Here is a 19,264-nt window from a genome sequence, read left to right on the forward strand (position 1 = left end):
TTGGTAGAAGTTTGTTCGAGAAAAAATGCGGCGCCGCGAGAGCGGCGCCGCATTTCTTCGGTTCACGATCCGATAGTTGGGAGCGTCAGCCGACGTTCACCAAACCGACGGTCGGGAAGTAGAAGCAGTTGTTGACGCCATCGGCAGTCTTGTGTTCGACATTGCCGAACACAGCTGCGAGAACGGTGCCCGAACCGGTCTCTACTGGTGCGAGGCGCGCCCCGGCGGCAGGCAACTTGGCGATAGCAGTGGTCAACGCTCCACGTACCAACTCGGTAGTGATGGGGTCGAGCTTGGCATTGTCGAGTATCGAATCGACGAATGTCGTAGTGGCTCCGCCCATGTCGGCGAATCCGCCCTTCAAGGTGTTGACGTTGAACCACGCCACCTGCATGCCGGCCTTGTTCGCCGAGTCATCGACGATGCCTGCCGGTAGGAAGGCGAACATCGTCTCGCCCTTCTCGACAGCGTTGAGTGGGGGAAGCAGTGGTGCCTTCGCATTCGGCCAAGGTCCTCCCGCTGCTCCCGCTACTGCGGGAGAGATGCCGAGGGGTACGCCGGGAACCGCAGCACAATTGATCGCCGCTGTCGGGTAGAAGAACGGCGTGATACCGAGGTCGGTAAGGATCTTGTTGGCAGCGTCGAGAGCCGCGAGGGGATTGGCGTCGACGTCGTCGGCGACCGCAGTGCGGGCTCCCGAGATCGCGGTCGCTGCGGCCAGCGCAGGATCGGTAGCCGAGGTGCCCTGCTGCTGGAGCGCTGTCACTGCCTGCGACAGTGGATCAATGGGTGCCTGGTCTGCCGTCGCGGTGGCGGGCAGCGCAAGCAAAGCTGCGCAGGACAGTGCGACTGTTCCAGCTATTCGACCGAACCGAGACGACATGTGTTGCTCCTGTGACTGATGAAACCAATGTTACGAATGTGGTGATCCGACCACACTCGCCCATCACTTCTCAAGCCCAGAGCTCCTCGGTTATTCAATCGATACGCGCCGCGGACCGATGATTTCCGCGAATCGGCTAACCGACATTGATTCCGTAGTCGCGAACAATGCCCGTCAACCCGGACGCATAACCCTGTCCGATTGCGCGGAATTTCCATTCCTGACCTCGTCGGTACAACTCCCCGAACACCATGGCGGTTTCGGTCGACGCATCCTCGCTGAGATCGAAGCGAGCCAACTCGCGATTGTCGGCTCGATCGACCACCCGGATGAATGCATTGACGACCTGGCCGAAATTTTGTCCCAAAGAATCGGCGTCGTGAATCGAGACCGGGAACACGATCGATTCGACCTTCGGTGAGAGTGCCACGAGGTCGATGTTGATGCTCTCGTCATCACCCTCGCCCTCGCCCGTCCGGTTGTCGCCGGTGTGCTCGATGGCACCGTCGGGCGAACGGAGATTGTTGTAGAACACGAAGAACAGATCGTCGACCGACTTCTTGTTCGAGTCCAGGCCGATTGCGCTCGCGTCCAGGTCGAAGTCGCCGCCCGTGGTGTCGCGGACGTCCCACCCCAGACCGACCGATACTGCCGTGAGGTTGGGGGCCTCCTTGGTCAGCGATACATTTCCGCCCTTGGCAAGCGTTACGCCCATGAAAATCTCTCCTTCGATCGTCCTGAACCGATGACTCCACAGTAGGTTGTGCCCGCGTGGGCCGGGGAAGGTACTCGGTCGCGCGAATGTGCAGCGAGAGGCAAATGATGCTCCGGAGTCTGGAGTGACTAGCGGTACTGAAGTGAGTGTGGTGCAATACGCAAACCGGAAAACTTAGCAGCGCCGAGATGAATCAGCGGCGCGACACGCCGAAGCGATCTATCGATGTGGGGGCTTGAAGTGCACGTTTCACGACGCGAGTTGTTCAAATACGCGGCGGTCGGGTCGGCAACTGCCGTCGGATTGGCGACATTGGGGGCCCGTTCTGCAGCGCACGCCGACGGGTTGGGCACACTGATCGACTACTCGGGTGGGGTCCCCTCGCCGGAGGCGATCAAAGCCGCAGGTCACCTGGGGGCCGTTCGCTATGTTTCCGATCGCAGGCCGGGTGCCGAATGGATGTTCGGCAAGCCGATGAAGCGCGACGAGGCCGATGCGCTGACCGACGCAGGGCTCGAGGTGGTGTCCAACTACCAGTTCGGCAAGGGCGCGACGTCCGACTGGAGAGGCGGATACGCGGCCGGGGTCAAGCATGCGAACCGGGGTCTGGAACTGCATCGAGCCGCCGGTGGACCCCAGAACCGGCCTATCTACGCCTCTATCGACGACAATCCCACCGCAGTCGAATTCGCCACGATGATCGCGCCGTACATCCTCGGTTGGCAATCTGTCGTCGGAGCCGAGAACACCGGGATCTACGCCAATTCACCGACCATCGAATTGGCGTCCATTGCTGGGCTCGGCCAGTGGTATTGGCAGCACAATTGGGGCACTCCGAAAGGCTTCCGGCACCCCGCCGCGCATTTACATCAAGTGCAGATCGACAAAGGAAAGGTCGACGGGATCAGCGTCGACATCAATGTAATTCTCAAGCCCGATTACGGCCAATGGTCGCTAGCCTGATTTTCGAAAGAAGAACGATATGAATCTCATCGATGTAATTTATACGATCGCCGGATATATCTATCAGTTCTTGTCGGATTCCTTCGCTTCTTGATACGAATCTCGTCCATGAGACTCGAGTACCAGCAGCAGGAAGGCAATGGCCGCGAGCGCGGCGACTGCGCAGGAGAACACCACCCCAGCAGTGACGAGGCCCCAGGCATTCGCGGCTGCTCCTGCTCCGATCACGGGCACCGAGATGGCGATGTAGAGGACGACGAAGAATGTCGACGTCACTTCGGCGCGTCGATCCACCGGTAGTTCTGCGGTCACCGTCGCCATCCCCTTGCTGAACGTCACTCCCTGTCCGACTCCACTCACCACGGCGCTCAGAATCAGCAGGGGCAACGACGCCGTCAGCAGTGAGATTGCGAGTACTACGACGCCGGCGAACAGTACGACGCATCCGGCCCGCAGCGCGAACGACGTATCCAAAGCGCGGAGCCCGATCTGAGCGGCCGCGGACGAGGCGAACAATACGAAGACGACAGCGCCGGTCACAGCGTGGTCGTCGATGCCGAGGACGCTGGTCATGAAGCCCGGGGAGACGCCGGTGAACAGGCCCAGAACAGCAAATCCGGCGAAGCCGGCAATCGATGCTCGGAGAAACGTGCCGCGGATAGGCGCCGGAATCGACAGTCTCTGCAGATGAGGTCTGGCTCCGCGTGCAACTTTCACCGTCTCGGGGGAGAGGTACACCGCGACCGCCGCCAGGATCAGCAAACCGATGTCGACGATGAAGGTCAGCTGCATCGGGTGCGGCAGATACTGAACCAGTACACCGGCAAGTAGTGGCCCGAGACCGAGTCCGCCGATATTCGCCGCCGTCGCAATCGCCGGTGCGTGTGCACGCCACTTGTCCGGCACCAATTCCACCAGTGTCACGGTTGCAGTTCCGACGAATATGCCCGCCGATAATCCAGAGAGCACCCGTCCGATCAACAGCGCGGTGAGCGATCCGGCGAATATGAACACCAGCGCGCTGACGATGCCGAATGCGATCCCGGCAAGCAGCATCGGGCGACGACCCAGTGAGTCCGACCAACGACCGAACGCCGGGAGTGCAGTGAGCACTCCCAGCGCATAGGCGGCAAAAACTATCGTGACGACGAAAACGGAGAATCCGAACTCGACCTGGTACAGCGAGTAGACCGGCGTCGGCATCGTGGTGCCGATCATCGCTACCGCGAATGCATAGGTAATCGCAACGAATGCGAGAGGTCTGCTCACGAGCAGACCCTACTCACACGATGATCAGGCTACGTAAAAGGTGCCGATCGTGGGAAGGAATCCGCAGGTCCGCGCCGGTGCAGCGGCATCTTCGGCGGACTTCGTCGTAATGGAACCGGATGCGACAGCGAGGACGCGTCCCGGTCCGGTATCAGCAATACCGGAGATCGTGGCAGGGCCGCCCGGGTTGATGGCGGACGCTCCGGTCAACTCCTGGGTCCCGGTGCGACGGTTGTCGAGATTGAGCCACGTCACGGTGAACGGTGACTCCTGCTGAGCTGCAAGAGGTGCTGTGCCGAGGGCGGTGAAAACGAAACCGGCGTGACCTGCAGCAGGTCCGGGAGGCGGAAGCGTCGCGGGGCCGGGTACGGCCAGCGCGGTGCCGATGGAATCTGCCGTGTCCGAGATGCAGCCTTTACCGATGGTCGGGTAGAGGAACTGCGCGATGACCGGCCCGTCGGAGGGAGGCAGTTCGGGTCCGCCGCCACCGGATCCGTCGAGGAACGTGATGACCCGTGTGAGAGTGGCTTTCACCGTCTCAGGGATGGCGGGATTGTCCAGCAGCTGACGTGCCTGGGCGAGGAGGTCGCCTTGCGGGCCCGCTGCGACGTCGGTCGGACCTGCTGCGGCACCCATGATGGCGGGGGCGAATGATGCAAGTGCTTCGATCTGCGCGTAGTCCGGCAGTGGCTGGTCCGCAGCGGGGAGGAACATAGGAGGCAGCTCGGCTGCAGGCGGTGCTGGCTCTGCAGAAGCAAAGGTCGGCAGCGCGAGCGCAGCGGCGCATGCCACCGCCGCAACAGTGACGACTTTGCGTGTTACCCCGGTACGAAGCACTTGATTTTCCCCATCCTGATCGTAAAACGGGCCATGAAGCGGTTGTTGGCTCGAGGGGCCACTCTATGTATCCGACCCTTGACTTGTACAGCCGGTACTTTCGGGCGTTGTCCGATTCTGCACGGGCGCGACTCGGCATTGACCGCCTCCGGACATTAGCGTGTTACAGAAGTGAATAGTGTGATTGGTGATGCAAATGTTATTTGTGAACATCCACGATGATCGTCTACAAATTCAGTGAACCGCGTGCGCGAAGCCTGATCGGGTTCCCTATAAGAAGCCCGATCGGGCTCCCTATAAGCTCGGCTGTCGATCTCGAACCGAGACGACGAACAGCACCGAGCGGGAGCGAGAGACAACAGGTGAACCGACTGGTTCGATACGCCCCCTTCCTGCTTGCACTGTCGGTCCTGGCCCGACTCGCCTGGGCCTTCGCCACGCCCAACGGGATGAACCTCGTCGACCTGCACGTCTACGTGGACGGTTCGGCAGCATTACTGAAAGACGACCTCTACAACTTCACCTACTCGGTGAAGACTCCCGACTTTCCGCTTCCGTTCACCTATCCGCCGTTCGCAGCGTTGGTCTTCTTTCCACTGCACTATCTGCCGTTCACCGTCGTCGGGGTCGCCTGGCAGTTGGCGACGATGGCAGCGATGTTCCTGCTCATCAAGCTCAGCCTCGGACTGATGCTCGGTGACGACGTGGCAGGCGCCTCACGCTGGACCCGCATCGCCATGGCATGGACAGCGCTGGCCCTGTGGACCGAACCCGTGCGCACCACTCTCGACTACGGACAGGTCAACGTCTTCCTCGCCCTGGGCGCGGTCGTGGCAATCCGCAGTACGCGTTGGTGGGTGGCAGGTGGACTCATCGGTTTCGTCGCCGGAATCAAGCTCACGCCGGCGATAACCGGGCTCTACTTCCTGGCCACGAAGCGTTGGAAGGCAGCGATCTTCTCGGCCGTCGCCTTCGCTGCCACCGTGGCGCTCAGTTACCTGGTTCTCGGCCATCAAGCAGGGACCTACTTCACCACCCTGCTCGGGGACGCCGATCGAATCGGACCGGTCGGCTCGGTATGGAACCAGTCGCTGCGCGGAGCAATGAGCCGGATCGCCGGGCACGACATCGAATCCGGGCCGCTGTGGATGGGCGGCGTCCTCGTAGTCTCCGCTCTCGCAGTTGCCGCGTGGCGCTCGCTACGACGTGACGATCGACTCGGCATCCTCCTCGTCGTTCAACTGTTGGGGCTGCTCATCTCGCCGATCTCGTGGTCACACCACTGGGTATGGGTGATGCCGCTGCTCGTGTGGCTCGTACACGGGCCGGATCGCGATGCTGTGTTCACGCGGATCGTGGCCGGATACTGGCTGGTCACCAGCGTCATCGGCATCCCCTGGATCCTCAGCTTCTTCCAGGAGTCGATCTGGCTCGTATCCCGCCCAGGGATACTCGCCTGGCTCGGAACCGTCGACGTACTCGGTGCACTCCTCGTGTACATCCTGGCGATCTACCTGAGAAGACGACGGGTCAATCTCGAATCAGCAGATTCTCGATCTCGCGAGCCAGATCCACGTCCTTCGACGTGAGCCCGCCCTCGGAGTGCGTGGACAGCGTGAAGGTCAACTTTCGCCATCGGATATCGATGTCAGGGTGGTGCCCCGCAGCCTCGGCAGCGGTCGCCACCCGTGAAACGAACTGGATCGCCGCCGGAAACGTCGGCAACTCGACCGTTCGGGTGATCGAGGAGCCATCGAGACTCCACTCCGGCAGACTGCTCAGTGCGTCGTCGATCTCGGCGTTGGACAGTAGTTCACTCATGGAAACGATCCTGACATGACCGACGCCGAAAAATCAGCTGGTTCCGCCCCCGACATCACCACTCCTGCCGTCGTGGTGGCCGGTGCCATCGTCGCCGACGGGCTACTCCTACTCGCTCAGCGAGCCCGTCCACCGGAGCTTGCGGGCCTGTGGGAGCTGCCGGGAGGAAAGGTCGAACCCGGCGAAAGCGACGCTCAGGCGTTGATGCGTGAACTACACGAGGAACTCGGCGTCGACACTGCTGTCGGTGCGCAGCTGGCCGGTGATGTCCCCATCGGAGCCGGTCGAATTCTGCGGGCCTATCGCGTCGAGCTGGTCGCGGGATCGCCTGCTCCACTTGATCATTCAGATCTGCGGTGGGTCGACGCCGCCAGCCTGCGTGAGATGGATCTGGTCGATGCGGACCGCGAATGGGTAACCGAACTTGCGCTGATGCTCAGGTAGAGCGGGCCTTCTTCAGGCCCTTCTTCAAGTCCTTGCCTGAGACGCCCTGATTCTCGAGTTTCTTCATCCTCATGATCACCACGGGGCACTTGATGCAGCGCGTTTTCTTGCGGCAACATTTCTTCTTGGGCTTGAGACCCGACACCTTCTTGGCCTTGATCTTGCCCATGTGAACGTCTCCGAAAATCTCGCATTTCAAGGTGAACTTGTGGAAAAGGGTACTGCGTGTCGCAGGTCACCCTGGGGTAGCGGGTAAACTTGTTCAGTCGCGAGATTCTCGCGGTGCAGCGCGCTTCTCTAGCGTCATAAGCCCGCTAGCGAACAAGAGCCCGCATTCAACCCAGGAGAACCTTTCGCGTGAGCGCCCCAAGCAGTGCAGATAACATCGACAGCACCACCACTTTTCGCAACGTAGCCATCGTTGCACACGTCGACCATGGCAAGACCACCCTGGTCGACGCCATGCTCCGGCAGTCGGGAGCGTTCGAGGAACGCGCCGAAGCGATCGATCGCGTGATGGACTCGGGTGACCTCGAGAAGGAAAAGGGCATCACGATTCTGGCCAAGAACACGGCCGTTCATCGACGCAACCCCGACGGCACCATGACCGTCATCAACGTCATCGACACCCCCGGGCACGCCGACTTCGGTGGCGAGGTCGAGCGCGGCCTGTCCATGGTCGACGGCGTCGTCCTTCTCGTCGATGCGTCCGAGGGCCCGCTACCGCAGACCCGCTTCGTGCTGCGCAAGGCGCTCGCTGCGTCGCTGCCCGTCATCTTGGTCGTGAACAAGACCGATCGACCGGACGCACGAATCGAAGAGGTCGTCTCCGAGAGTCACGACCTGCTTCTCGATCTCGCTTCCGACCTCGACGACGAAGCTTCCGAGGCTGCTGAGCTTGCCCTCGACCTGCCAGTCCTCTACGCCTCCGGCCGTGAGGGCAAAGCATCGAAGGTTCAGCCCGAGAACGGCAATGCCCCTGATGCGGAGAACCTCGACGAACTGTTCGAGGTCCTGCTCAGCTACGTTCCTGCTCCCAAGGGAAACGTCGACGCGCCTCTGCAGGCACACGTCACCAACCTCGATGCTTCGGCATTCTTGGGCCGCCTCGCTCTGGTTCGTATCCACAACGGCCAGCTCAGCAAGGGCCAGACCGTGAGCTGGATGCGTGAGGTCGACGGCGAGCCCGTCGTCCAGAAGACGAAGATCACCGAGTTGCTCAACACCATCGGCGTCGAGCGCGTCCCGGGTGAGAAGGGCGTCGCAGGCGACATCGTCGCGGTTGCAGGCTTCCCGGACATCATGATCGGTGACACTCTCGCCGACCTCGAAAACCCCGTCGCGTTGCCGCGGATCACCGTCGACCAGCCGGCGATCTCGGTCACCATCGGCACCAACACGAGCCCGCTCGTCGGCCGCGTCAGCGGTCACAAGCTGACCTCGCGCATGGTCAAGAGCCGCCTCGATCAGGAACTCGTCGGTAACGTCTCGCTGAAGGTTCTCGACATCGGCCGTCCCGATGCCTGGGAGGTGCAGGGTCGTGGTGAGCTGGCTCTCGCCATCCTCGTCGAGCAGATGCGTCGTGAAGGCTTCGAGCTGACCGTCGGCAAGCCCCAGGTGGTCACCCGTCAGGTCGACGGCAAGCTGCATGAGCCGTTCGAAGAACTGACCGTCGACTCCCCTGAGGAATACCTCGGCGGTGTCACGCAGTTGCTCGCCGCACGCAAGGGCAAGATGGTGCAGATGACGAACCACGGCGCAGGCTGGGTTCGTATGGAGTTCATCGTTCCGTCGCGTGGCCTCATCGGTTTCCGCACCGACTTCCTCACCGACACGCGTGGCACCGGTATCGCCAACGCTGTCTTCCACGGTTACGGACCGTGGGCAGGGGAGATTCGTGCACGCCACACCGGTTCGCTCGTCTCGGACCGCGCCGGCAGCGTCACTCCGTTCGCCATGATTCAGTTGGCCGACCGAGGCACGTTCTTCGTCGAGCCGGGTGTCGATACCTACGAGGGCATGGTCGTTGGCATCAACCCGCGTCAGGAAGATCTCGACATCAACGTCACGCGCGAGAAGAAGCTGACCAACATGCGTCAGTCTTCGGCCGACGTCATGGAGACTTTGGCCAAGCCGAAGAAGATGGACCTGGAAATGGCCATGGAATTCTGTGCAGTCGACGAGTGCGTCGAAGTGACCCCCGAGGTCGTTCGCGTCCGTAAGGTGCACCTCGATTCCAACGAGCGCGCTCGTGAGCGCTCGCGCAGCAAGTCGCGTGACAAGGCTGCTCTCTAAAGAGCAGTAGCTTTCGTATATTGCGCTGGACGTCCGTGTCTGCGCAGTCGGTCTCGACAGGAGATTGCGCAGACACGGGCTACGACGAAGGAGATGCATTTGCGGCGAGCGCGCCCCCTGGGCATCGGAACCATCGCATTGGTTCTGCCCACTCTGGTTCTCGCAGCATGCACCGCCAACCCGCCGCCTCCGGTCGAGAGCGAACCGACACCCGTCATCACGACGACGGAAGTTCCCGTCGAGACCGGAGATCCCGTCGTCGTCGCGATCGACGATGTCGGCATCGGATTCAATCCGCATCTCTTGTCGGACCAGTCGCCCGCCAACTCCGCGGTGAGCGCACTCGTCCTACCGAGTCCGTTTCGGCCGGCCACCGATCCGTCGAACCCCGCGATCACCACGTGGCTCCCGGACCCTTCACTCTTGTTGTCCGCCGAGGTGACTTCGCAGAATCCGTTCACGGTCACCTATCAGCTCCGCAACGAAGCTCAGTGGTCCGACAGTGCGCCGATCGCCGCCGAGGACTTCCGGTATCTCTGGCAACAAATGATCTCGCAACCCGGAGTCATCGACCCGGCAGGCTACGGCCTCATCGATAACGTTGCCTCCTCCGGTGGCGGCAAGAGCGTCGCCGTGACATTCGCCGCGCCGTATCCGAATTGGCGACGACTCTTCTCCGATTTGCTCCCGAGCCATCTCCTCAAAGATTCCCCCGGTGGATTCGAAACCGGTCTCGTCGACAATGTGCCGGTCTCCGGCGGTCAGTTCAGTGTCAAGTCGATCGACGAAGGACGCGACGAAATCCTTCTCGAACGCAACGATCGATTCTGGGACGAACCGGCGAAGCCTGACCGAATCCTGCTTCGTCGAGGCGGGACTTCTGCCCAGTTGGCCGACTCGCTTCGGTCGAAAGACGCTCAGGTAGCCCAGGTTCGGGCAAGTACCGCTACGAGGGCGCAGCTGGCGGCAATACCAGGGGTCCGCACCGACGTCAGGTTTCAGCCACGCGTTCTCGATCTGACCCTCAACGGCCGAACCACGATGCTGTCGGATCCAAACGTGCGAGCGGGGATCTTCGGCCTTCTCGATCCGGCACTGCTGTCGACGGTTGCAGCAGGGACAGGATCGGCCGATCACCCAGCGCGCGCTCAACTGTCGGGCCCCTCCGACCCTGGTTATGCCCCAAGTGCTCCCGCTCCGATCGACCGCCAGAGTGCGCTCGCACTACTCGCCGGAGCCGGATTCGTACCAGGTCCGGACGGGGCGCTCGAAAAAGACGGATTTCCAGTCGAATTCGTCATCGGAGCAGTAGAGGATGATTCCACCTCGCTCGCCGTCGCAAACACTGTCGCCGACCAACTGGGAGGCGTGGGCATCGATGCATCGGTGACCCCGTTGCCACCCGAAGAGTTGTACAGCACGGCACTCGTAGACGGCGGGATCGACGCACTGGTCGGATGGACAAGTGTAGGAAACGATCCCGCGACCGTGATGGCGTCGAGATTCGGGTGCCCACCGGCTCCGGCCCCGACTCAGTCGGGTGTCACCAACGAGCCCAAGGCACGTCCGCCGAGCAACCTCTCCGGCTTATGTGTGCCGGAGTTGCAGAATTCGGTGAATCTGGCTCTACGCGGCGAACTTCCGGCGGACCGGCTGATCGCCGAAGCAGAGCCGAAATTGTGGGCGTTGTCCGCGGTTCTCCCGATCATGCAGGATTCGTCCGTTGTCGCCGTCGGCACCGGTGTCGAAGGTGTGTCGTTGGCAGGACCGATCGAGGTAGGCATCTTCGGTGATGCTGCGCAGTGGATGAGGACCAAGACCAAGTGAGACTTCTTCTCGTTCATGCGCATCCGGACGACGAAACCATCACCACCGGTGGAACTATCGCGCACTACGCGGGAGCAGGTGTAGAGGTCACGGTCCTCACCTGTTCACTCGGCGAAGAAGGCGAAGTCATCGGCGACCGGTGGGCAGGCCTCGTCGCAGACCGAGCCGATCAGCTCGGTGGATACCGAATTCACGAATTGCACAGGGCGCTGACAGCTCTCGGTGTCCAGAGTCCGACATTCCTGGGCGGCGCCGGACGGTGGCGTGACTCCGGCATGGCGGGTACCTCGGCGGCGCTCGATCCGCGGGCGTTCGTCAACGCCGACCGTGACGAGGCTCTGTCGGCAATACTCTCGGTCATCCGCACGATCCGGCCCCATGTCGTCGTCGCCTATGACCCCGAGGGCGGGTACGGACACCCCGACCATCAGCAAGTGCATTCGCTGGTGACGGAGGCTGTCGATATCGCAGACAGTGACCGCTACCCGGATGTTGGCGCACCGTGGGCGCCGCAGAAGCTCTACTGGACGGTTACCGGCGAAAAACAGCTGGTGCATGGACTGGACTCGATCGCGGACATTCCCGACGGTTGGCGAATGCCCGAGCCCGGTGAACTGCCCAGTGTGCCCGAGGCGACCATCACCACCTCGATCGATGTCAGCGGCGTTCTCGACAACAAACGCGCTGCACTCGAGGCACACGCCACCCAGGTGACCGTCGCGCCTTCGGGTACCGAGTACGCATTGTCGAACAACATCGCGCAGCCGATCCTGGCCGAAGAGCAGTTCGTTCTCGTTCGAGGCGATCGGGGAGAACTCGATGGGTCGGGTAGGGAAAGCGACCTGTTTGCCGGCGTCGTAGAATATGATCTGGATCACTAGATCTTCTTCAGTGCGGTCGGCCGAGCAGGGGAACACACAAGATGTACAACTGGGTCGTGCAGGACGCCATCGTCGCGTTCGTCAATTCGCTGATACCTGATTTCCCCCGTCAGGAGATGCTTTATCAGTCGGGCCTCACCGATCTCGCGTCCGCGCTGAGCAACCTGCTGACCGCTTTGGGATACCCGCCGATCTCCTGACCGCGGTGAGTACGCCAGTATTGGCTACATGATCTCGAAGGCCGCATCCAATGCTGTCGTCCTCGTGTCGAGGGCAACGCTCGCAGTACTGATATTCGACGGCTTTCTCTGCGGCGTACTGTCCGTATTCTTCCTCCCGGTCTACCTCGGGCCGGTGCCCTTTCCCGTCAGCGCACTGCTGGCGGGAGTCGCCAACGTCATGCTCCTTTACGCCGCGCGCAAAGTAGCAGAACGACCCCTCGCCATCGCGTCGCCATTGATCGCTTGGGGTGTCGCAGTGCTGATCTGCATGTTCGGCGGCCCCGGCGGCGATGTGCTGTTGCTTTCCGATTGGCGAACGGCATTGTTGCTGGTGGCAGGTATCGCTCCGTCCGGGGTTCTGTTGTTCACCTGGAGGCTGACGGCGCTCACATCAGGCCCGCATGGGAACCGGCCGCCCGCAGCACGTCCTCGATCATCTGCGTAGTCAACCGCCCGGTGAACGTGTTCTGTTGGCTGACGTGATAGCTACCGAACAACCGGATCGACCCCAGATCGACTTCGACGCCATGGCCGAATTTGGGTCGTGGACGCGGAATATCCCAGCCGTTCGCTGCCAGCACAGGTAGTAGTGCCTGCCAACCGAATCCGCCGAGGACGATCACCGATTTCAGCGTCGGCTTCAGCAAGCTCAATTCGATGTCGAGCCACGTGCGGCAACGATCACGCTCGGTGACGGTCGGCTTGTTGTCCGGTGGAGCGCAATGAACCGGCGCAGTGATTCTGACCCCTCGCAACGTCAGGCCGTCGCCGATGTGAGTGGCCGTCGGTTGATTGGCAAGCCCAACGGCATGCAGCGCCGCATAGAGAAAGTCACCGCTGCGGTCCCCGGTGAACATGCGCCCGGTGCGGTTGCCTCCGTGTGCGGCGGGTGCGAGGCCGACGATCAGGACCGACGCGTCCGCGGGCCCGAACCCGGGAACCGCCCTGCCCCAGTAGGTTTCGTCCCGAAACGCGGCTCGTTTCTCGGTTGCTACCTTCTCGCGCCAGGCGACCAGCCTGGGGCAAGCTCGGCAGGCACTGACGGCCAGGTCGAGTTCGGCGATGGTGGCAGGAGTGGAGCCTGCGGAATGACCATGGGGGTCAGGAGTGGAGCCTGCGGAATGACCATGGGATTCGGGGTCAGGAGTGTTCAGTGGGCCCATTTGTCACCGGCTCCCGGGGTGACAGCGTCGATGAGGGGCCATGCCTGGTCTGCAGGAATGTCGAGAACTTCGTAGTGTCCGACGCCGGCCGGTGTGGCAGCGACGATTGTCGCCACACCGGCGCGCCGTTGGAAGAATGTTTGTCTGACCGTCCAACCGATGATCCCGGCGGCCTCCAGCGAGTGCCTGGTGCGGTCGAGAGAACCGTGACGGGTGATCAACCAGCCCGGCAACACTGCGTGGCCGAGGCCTCGATATCGATCCCATGCGACGAATACCGCTCCGATCAGCACCAGCACCATGGCAACCCACACGGTGGTCGGGATCGGAGCGCCGAGTGCTTCGGCGACCCCGAGCCCGGCGGCCACAACGAGTACCGGGACCACTGCACGGGTGTATCTGCGACGCCTGGCTGCCGGTCCGTGCGGCGTCAGCGGCTTCTGCGCGTTCTCGTGCAGCCCCGCGTCACCGAGGACGACCGTCATCATGCGGAGCGCTTCGCGTGCGGGTGCTTGCGGTAACAGCAGTGACGATTCTTTCTTCTCCGCGCTGACCCCCGTCATGATCGCGTCGAGCTTGGCGCCCTTGGCGATCCGCAGCAGCAGAGGTTCGGACAGTGAGGTACCGCGAAGGCGTTTCCGGTCGAGCGTCGTCGAGCGAGTCTTGAGAAGTCCGTGGTTGACGTGGAGGCGGGCGCCGTCGTCGGTGACGGTCAGATTGCCGTACGCGATCAGGTAACGCGCGCATGCGAAGAGGCTGGCAATGACCAGCAGAATCAACAGTCCGACGACGATCACCAGGGCGATACCGAAACGCTCCGCGGAGTCGATACTGCTGGAGACGAGGGAAGAATTTGCCACGCGCTCACCGAACCCGTATTGGAAGAGCACCCCGACCGCCGCCGCGATGGCCACGACGCCGGTGAACGAGAACGGTGCATATCGGACCCACTCGGTCTTCCAGTGCGCAATCTCGGTTGCCGCGGCCGGCGCCTTCCTGAGTGCATCGGGCCCCCGCTCGGCTCGCTGCAACAGCTGTTCACGCAACGCGGGGACCACCCTCGAATCGAGCGCGTTCAATTCGAATTTCTCACCCTTGCCTGCCTGCTGGCCGGTGCCGATCCGCAAGATCGACAGACCGAGAAGCCGATGCATGACGCCCGCTTCGACGTCGACCGAGCGAATTCGGCTGCGCGGCACGGACAGTAGCTTCTTCTGAAACACCCCGGTGCGCAGTTGCACATGCACCGGGCCGATGCGATAACTGGTGGTGAACCAGCGCAGTAACGCGAACACCACCACCAGGGTCACGATGATCAATCCCCACAGATGATTACCGCTCCGACTGCCGATCACGAAAGACACGAACAGCACCGGTAGGACCTTGACCGCCTCGTTGACCGGATGAACCAACAGCATCCGCTTGTCCAGGCGCAGCCACGGTTGCTGCTCCTCAGCGACCAGAAGTTCGGTGTCGGTGCTCACGTCGCGTCGCCCCACGTTCTTCCCGCGATCTCGGTGAGCTGAGCGACAGTACGATCGGCCACGTCCTTGTCCAAAGCCGTGATCTTGACCGCCCCCGCCGAGGACGCAGTGGTGACGGTGACCGTGGACAAACCCAGCATGCGGTCGATCGGCCCACGCTCGGTATCGACCGTCTGCACCCGCGAAATCGGTGCGATGCGTCGTTCCTGGTCGAACCAGCCGGTCAGCGTGTACACCGCCGTGTCACTGATCTCCCAACGATGCACGCGATATCGCCACACCGGGACGACAACGATATGGACGGCTGCGAACACGACCGACGCGGCGAAGACCGCCACATGGGGCCACGTCGTCCACTTGCCGTCGATCACGGCCCACACGAGTTGGGCGATGAACAGCGGAACCCACATCAACGACGCGTTGATGGCCCACAATTGCCGCGCACGCGGACTCGGACGCCACGCAGGATCGGTCATTGTGATCATGCCCCAATCTAATCTCGTCGTCCCGCAGGCTCCACTCCTGCCCACTCCGGTCGTTCCGCAGGCTCCACTCCTGCCCACTCCGGTCGTTCCGCAGGCTCCACTCCTGCCCACTCCGGTCGTTCCGCAGGCTCCACTCCTGCCCACTCCGACCACCGCCGGTGGCACGCCGACCCGTCGGTGGCGCATGATCGACTGGTGACCATGCTGCCTGATCCTGTAACCGCCGCTGCTCCCGAACCAGAAAAGGTCCCCGCCCCCTCCGCAATGCGTCGCGTTCTACGGCGCGCCCGCGACGGGGTATCGCTCAATGTCGACGAAGCCACGGTGCTGCTGCACGCACGCGGTGACGACCTGGTGGACCTCTGCACTTCGGCGTCGCGGGTGCGGGATGCAGGTCTCGAGTCCGCGGGCCGCCCCAAAACGGTCTCCTACTCGCGCAAGGTGTTCATCCCGATCACTCGCCTGTGCCGCGACAAATGCCATTACTGCACGTTCGTGACGGTGCCGGGGAAGTTGCGCGCCGAGGGCCACGGACTGTTCATGGATCCGGACGAGATCATCGAGGTTGCGCGCAAAGGTGCGGAACTGGGATGCAAAGAAGCACTGTTCACCCTCGGAGACCGGCCGGAAGATCGCTGGCCCGAGGCCAAGGAGTGGCTCGATTCCCGGGGTTACGACTCCACGTTGGACTACGTCCGGGCCATGTCGATCCGAGTCCTCGAAGAAACCGGATTGCTTCCCCATCTCAATCCTGGAGTCATGAGCTGGCAGGAACTCTCTCGCCTCAAGCCCGTCGCGCCGTCGATGGGAATGATGCTCGAGACGACCTCCCGCCGACTGTTCGAGGAAAAGGGTCAGGCTCACTACGGCAGCCCGGACAAGGATCCCGAGGTTCGGCTACGAACTCTGACCGATGCAGGACGCCTCAACATCCCGTTCACCACCGGCATCCTCGTCGGAATCGGGGAAACCATCCGCGATCGCGCCGAGTCGATCATGGCTATTCGTAAGGTGCACAAGGCCTTCGGTCATGTGCAAGAGATCATCGTGCAAAACTTCCTCGCCAAGAACGACACCGTGATGCGAGATATGCCCGACGCAGGCATGGAGGAATTCCTCGCAACCATCGCGGTCACGCGGGTGCTGCTCGGGCCGTCGATGCGTATTCAAGCACCACCGAATCTCGTCGCGGCCGAAGAGACCGCGGCGTTGCTCGGCGCGGGCGTCGACGACTGGGGTGGCGTCTCTCCGCTGACTCCGGATCACGTGAACCCGGAACGGCCGTGGCCGAATCTCGACACGTTGGCGGAGCTGTCCGAGGCCGCCGGATACACGCTGACCGAGCGCACAGCAGCGCAACCGCAATACGTTCTCGCCGGCGCGCCATGGATCGATCCGCGTATCTCCGCGCACGTGAATGCACTGGCAGATCCTAAGACCGGAATGGCGCGTGCCGGCGTCCTCCCGACGGGGCTTCCGTGGCAGGAGCCGGACGAGGAGTGGGTGTCCTCTGGTCGAGTGGATCTCAACACCGAGATCGACACCGAGGGGCGCAACACCGAAACCCGCAGCGACCTGGACAATGCATTCGGGGATTGGGAGTCCATCCGGGAGCAGGTACGCGATCTGGCAGGCCTCGAACGCGTCGACAGGGATCTGGTGGCCGCACTCCGAGCGGCCGAGAAGGATCCAGCAGGTCTGTCCGACGAGCAGTACCTGGCGCTCGCGACGGCCGAGGGGACGGGAATGGACGCAGTCGCGGCCCTCGCCGACGACCTACGCAGGCAGGTCAATGGCGAGACCGTCACCTACGTCGTCAACCGGAACATCAACTTCACCAACATCTGCTACACCGGCTGTCGGTTCTGTGCTTTCGCGCAACGCAAGGGCGACGCGGATGCGTTCACGCTGTCCACTGCCGAAGTGGCGGACCGCGCCTGGGAGGCGCATGCTCTCGGTGCAACCGAGGTCTGCATGCAGGGCGGTATCGACCCGGAACTGCCGGTCACCGGGTACGCGGACCTGGTGCGTGCAGTGAAAGCGCGGGTGCCGTCGATGCACGTCCATGCGTTCTCGCCGATGGAGATCGTGAACGGGGCTTCGAGAGGTGGACAGTCGATTCGCGATTGGCTCGTCGAACTTCGTGCCGCGGGACTGGACACCATTCCCGGTACTGCAGCCGAGATCCTCGACGACGAGGTCCGCTGGGTGTTGACGAAGGGCAAGTTGCCTGCCGCGGAGTGGATCGAAGTTGTCACCACCGCACACGAAGTAGGCCTGCGATCGAGCTCGACGATGATGTACGGCCATGTCGACAATCCGTCGCATTGGGTCGGTCATATGAACGTGCTCAAGGGAATCCAGGACAAGACAGGTGGATTCACCGAGTTCGTCCCACTTCCGTTCGTGCATCAGTCCTCGCCGCTGTATCTGGCCGGAGCGTCGCGTCCCGGCCCGACCAACCGTGACAACCGAGCAGTGCATGCATTGGCACGGATCATGCTGCATGGACGTATCGACAGCATCCAGACTTCGTGGGTCAAGCTCGGCATCACCGGCACTCAGGCGATGCTCAACGGGGGCGCGAACGACCTCGGCGGCACGTTGATGGAAGAGACCATCTCGCGGATGGCGGGAAGCCAGAACGGATCGGAGAAGACCGTCGCCGAGCTCCACGAGATTGCCAACGGGATCGGGCGCCCTGCCCGTGAACGCACGACGACATACGGTCTCGTCGACAAGTTCCCCGCGGTTGGACTCGTCTGAGCATGAACGATCGCACAGTCGTCACAGCCCTCGATCGGGCCGTGGCCATCATCGACCCTGTTCTCGACATTCTCGCCGAACGTGATCCGGTAGGCCTGAAGGCGAGAACGTTTCGAAAACCGACCGCCGAAGACACCGCCATCGACACAGTGCTCGACACGTTGGCGAAGACCCTGAACGCCACCGACTTCCCCGGGACCGCTGCATGGCTCGAGCTCGATGCGGAGGCCCGCTCGTGGTGGTGGGTCGCGCGGATCGGCGCCCTCAACACCGTGGCGGTCGCATTCCCCAGTGTCTTCGGTGTACTGGTCAACAGGCTGCCGTTGCAGGATCTGCTCGGCTTCGCGAACCAGTCGATGGTTCTCGTTGCCGTCGCCAGAGAGAACGGCGTGACGGACCGGTCGGCGCACGTGCGCATGCTCGCGTCCGTGCTGTGCGGCCGTGAGGTCGACCTCGACGGCTCCGAGCCCGACACGTCACCGACTCCTCGCCGCGAATGCGGGCCCTTCGCGCTACTGCATGCGATGTGGGACGTCGCGTCCGTGCTGAAGGACGTCTCGAGCGAGTTGGCCAAGCGTCCGCACAGCCGTGGAATCTACCGCGTGCTTTCCGCGATTCCGCTGGTCGGCGGCGTAGCTGGCTACGTCGGGGAGCGTGGTGCGCTGTCCCGGGCTGCAAAGCAGGGACTCGGTTGGGTTCACGCGAACGCCGAAAGTTCGAGCCACGTAGGCTTGGGAGAGGTTTCTCGGATGATCCGAGTGCCACAGTGAGGACACCCTGCGCTGATTGTCGTATTTATACGGCGCGATACTAGGATTCTCAGGGCACTGCAAGCAGTGAACAACGCTCTCAGTGCCGATTACTGGAAAGGGAGGGAGACCAGCAGTGACGTACACGATTGCGGAACCGTGCGTGGATGTACTCGACAAGGCATGCATCGAAGAATGCCCGGTGGACTGCATTTACGAAGGTGGCCGCATGCTGTACATCCACCCCGACGAGTGCGTCGACTGTGGTGCATGCGAACCGGTCTGCCCCGTCGAGGCGATCTTCTACGAGGACGACGTCCCGGAGCAGTGGAGTGGCTACGTGAGCGCGAACGTCGATTTCTTCGACGATCTGGGTTCACCCGGAGGGGCCGCGAAGCTCGGCAAGACCGATTTCGACCCGCCGTTCATCAAGGCTTTGCCTCCCATGGGTGAGAGCTGAC

Annotated in this window: 21 protein-coding genes; 12 read left to right on the top strand and 9 right to left on the bottom strand. The window is 62.4% G+C overall.

What is annotated here, in order from left to right; translation table 11 throughout:
• Positions 1-85: 85 nt before the first annotated feature.
• On the bottom strand, positions 86-883 hold the full coding sequence (locus H2510_RS08995; protein ID WP_186627977.1) for a hypothetical protein: 798 nt from the start codon (positions 881-883) through the stop codon (positions 86-88).
• Positions 884-1,019: 136 nt separating this feature from the next.
• Positions 1,020-1,598 carry a TerD family protein gene (locus tag H2510_RS09000; RefSeq protein ID WP_186627979.1) on the bottom strand — a complete coding sequence of 193 codons (579 nt, stop codon included), beginning with the start codon at positions 1,596-1,598 and terminating at the stop codon, positions 1,020-1,022.
• A 225-nt stretch (positions 1,599-1,823) separates the two neighbouring features.
• On the opposite strand from H2510_RS09000, the gene H2510_RS09005 reads away from it, so the two are divergent.
• Entirely contained in the window at positions 1,824-2,561 is a 738-nt protein-coding gene (locus H2510_RS09005) for a DUF1906 domain-containing protein (RefSeq protein WP_186627981.1), read from the top strand.
• 63 nt (positions 2,562-2,624) lie between these two features.
• On the opposite strand, the gene H2510_RS09010 is transcribed toward H2510_RS09005, so the two are convergent.
• Complete coding sequence (locus H2510_RS09010; RefSeq protein ID WP_186627982.1) at positions 2,625-3,830, bottom strand: MFS transporter; 1,206 nt, start codon at positions 3,828-3,830, stop codon at positions 2,625-2,627.
• A gap of 24 nt (positions 3,831-3,854) precedes the next feature.
• Positions 3,855-4,667 (bottom strand): hypothetical protein, encoded by an 813-nt coding sequence (locus H2510_RS09015; protein ID WP_186627984.1) that lies wholly within the window; start codon positions 4,665-4,667, stop codon positions 3,855-3,857.
• A 218-nt stretch (positions 4,668-4,885) separates the two neighbouring features.
• Here H2510_RS09015 and H2510_RS09020 point away from each other — a divergent pair, with 218 nt between their 5' ends.
• A complete protein-coding gene (locus tag H2510_RS09020; RefSeq protein WP_186627986.1) occupies positions 4,886-6,256 on the top strand; it encodes a mannosyltransferase in 1,371 nt (456 codons plus the stop codon).
• On the opposite strand, the gene H2510_RS09025 is transcribed toward H2510_RS09020, so the two are convergent.
• A complete protein-coding gene (locus tag H2510_RS09025) occupies positions 6,198-6,488 on the bottom strand; it encodes a 4a-hydroxytetrahydrobiopterin dehydratase (protein ID WP_136171277.1) in 291 nt (96 codons plus the stop codon). The two genes, H2510_RS09020 and H2510_RS09025, sit on opposite strands and share 59 nt — an antisense overlap.
• Positions 6,489-6,503: 15 nt before the next feature.
• On the opposite strand from H2510_RS09025, the gene H2510_RS09030 reads away from it, so the two are divergent.
• Positions 6,504-6,932: a (deoxy)nucleoside triphosphate pyrophosphohydrolase gene (locus H2510_RS09030; protein WP_186627987.1), complete on the top strand. Its 429-nt coding sequence runs from the start codon at positions 6,504-6,506 to the stop codon at positions 6,930-6,932.
• On the opposite strand, the gene H2510_RS09035 is transcribed toward H2510_RS09030, so the two are convergent.
• On the bottom strand, positions 6,925-7,101 hold the full coding sequence (locus H2510_RS09035) for a hypothetical protein (protein ID WP_186627988.1): 177 nt from the start codon (positions 7,099-7,101) through the stop codon (positions 6,925-6,927). The genes H2510_RS09030 and H2510_RS09035 overlap by 8 nt on opposite strands.
• A gap of 188 nt (positions 7,102-7,289) precedes the next feature.
• Between H2510_RS09035 and typA the strand changes: the two genes are divergently transcribed.
• From typA to H2510_RS09060, 5 genes are all read left to right on the top strand, one after another.
• Positions 7,290-9,227 carry a translational GTPase TypA gene (typA, locus tag H2510_RS09040; RefSeq protein ID WP_186627989.1) on the top strand — a complete coding sequence of 646 codons (1,938 nt, stop codon included), beginning with the start codon at positions 7,290-7,292 and terminating at the stop codon, positions 9,225-9,227.
• A gap of 93 nt (positions 9,228-9,320) precedes the next feature.
• Positions 9,321-11,054 carry an ABC transporter family substrate-binding protein gene (locus H2510_RS09045; RefSeq protein WP_186627991.1) on the top strand — a complete coding sequence of 578 codons (1,734 nt, stop codon included), beginning with the start codon at positions 9,321-9,323 and terminating at the stop codon, positions 11,052-11,054.
• Positions 11,030-11,935, top strand: a complete 906-nt coding sequence (gene mshB, locus H2510_RS09050; RefSeq protein WP_186627993.1) for an N-acetyl-1-D-myo-inositol-2-amino-2-deoxy-alpha-D-glucopyranoside deacetylase — start codon at positions 11,030-11,032, stop codon at positions 11,933-11,935. The genes H2510_RS09045 and mshB overlap by 25 nt, the downstream gene beginning before the upstream one ends.
• 41 nt (positions 11,936-11,976) lie before the next feature.
• The gene (locus H2510_RS09055) at positions 11,977-12,135 is read left to right on the top strand and encodes a hypothetical protein (RefSeq protein WP_186627994.1); all 159 of its coding nucleotides are present in this window, start codon (positions 11,977-11,979) and stop codon (positions 12,133-12,135) included.
• A 28-nt stretch (positions 12,136-12,163) separates the two neighbouring features.
• On the top strand, positions 12,164-12,601 hold the full coding sequence (locus H2510_RS09060) for a hypothetical protein (protein ID WP_186627995.1): 438 nt from the start codon (positions 12,164-12,166) through the stop codon (positions 12,599-12,601).
• Here H2510_RS09060 and H2510_RS09065 read toward each other — a convergent pair.
• The 3 genes from H2510_RS09065 to H2510_RS09075 form a co-directional block, all read right to left on the bottom strand.
• A complete protein-coding gene (locus H2510_RS09065; RefSeq protein ID WP_186627996.1) occupies positions 12,543-13,319 on the bottom strand; it encodes a uracil-DNA glycosylase in 777 nt (258 codons plus the stop codon). The two genes, H2510_RS09060 and H2510_RS09065, sit on opposite strands and share 59 nt — an antisense overlap.
• Positions 13,307-14,737, bottom strand: coding sequence for a PH domain-containing protein (locus H2510_RS09070; protein ID WP_186628134.1), 1,431 nt, complete (start codon positions 14,735-14,737; stop codon positions 13,307-13,309). The genes H2510_RS09065 and H2510_RS09070 overlap by 13 nt, the downstream gene beginning before the upstream one ends.
• Before the next feature lie 62 nt (positions 14,738-14,799).
• Positions 14,800-15,288, bottom strand: coding sequence for a PH domain-containing protein (locus H2510_RS09075; RefSeq protein ID WP_186627997.1), 489 nt, complete (start codon positions 15,286-15,288; stop codon positions 14,800-14,802).
• Here H2510_RS09075 and H2510_RS09080 point away from each other — a divergent pair.
• From H2510_RS09080 to fdxA, 4 genes are all read left to right on the top strand, one after another.
• The gene (locus H2510_RS09080) at positions 15,287-15,487 is read left to right on the top strand and encodes a hypothetical protein (RefSeq protein WP_186627998.1); all 201 of its coding nucleotides are present in this window, start codon (positions 15,287-15,289) and stop codon (positions 15,485-15,487) included. The genes H2510_RS09075 and H2510_RS09080 overlap by 2 nt on opposite strands.
• Before the next feature lie 2 nt (positions 15,488-15,489).
• Positions 15,490-18,054, top strand: a complete 2,565-nt coding sequence (locus tag H2510_RS09085; RefSeq protein WP_186627999.1) for a bifunctional FO biosynthesis protein CofGH — start codon at positions 15,490-15,492, stop codon at positions 18,052-18,054.
• Positions 18,055-18,056: 2 nt separating this feature from the next.
• A complete protein-coding gene (locus tag H2510_RS09090) occupies positions 18,057-18,824 on the top strand; it encodes a hypothetical protein (protein ID WP_186628000.1) in 768 nt (255 codons plus the stop codon).
• Between the two features lie 115 nt (positions 18,825-18,939).
• Positions 18,940-19,263: a ferredoxin gene (gene fdxA, locus H2510_RS09095; RefSeq protein WP_084346039.1), complete on the top strand. Its 324-nt coding sequence runs from the start codon at positions 18,940-18,942 to the stop codon at positions 19,261-19,263.
• The last annotated feature ends 1 nt before the right edge of the window (position 19,264 follow it).

The sequence above is a fragment of the Rhodococcus sp. BP22 genome, assembly GCF_014281965.1.
Classification (GTDB): domain Bacteria; phylum Actinomycetota; class Actinomycetes; order Mycobacteriales; family Mycobacteriaceae; genus Rhodococcoides.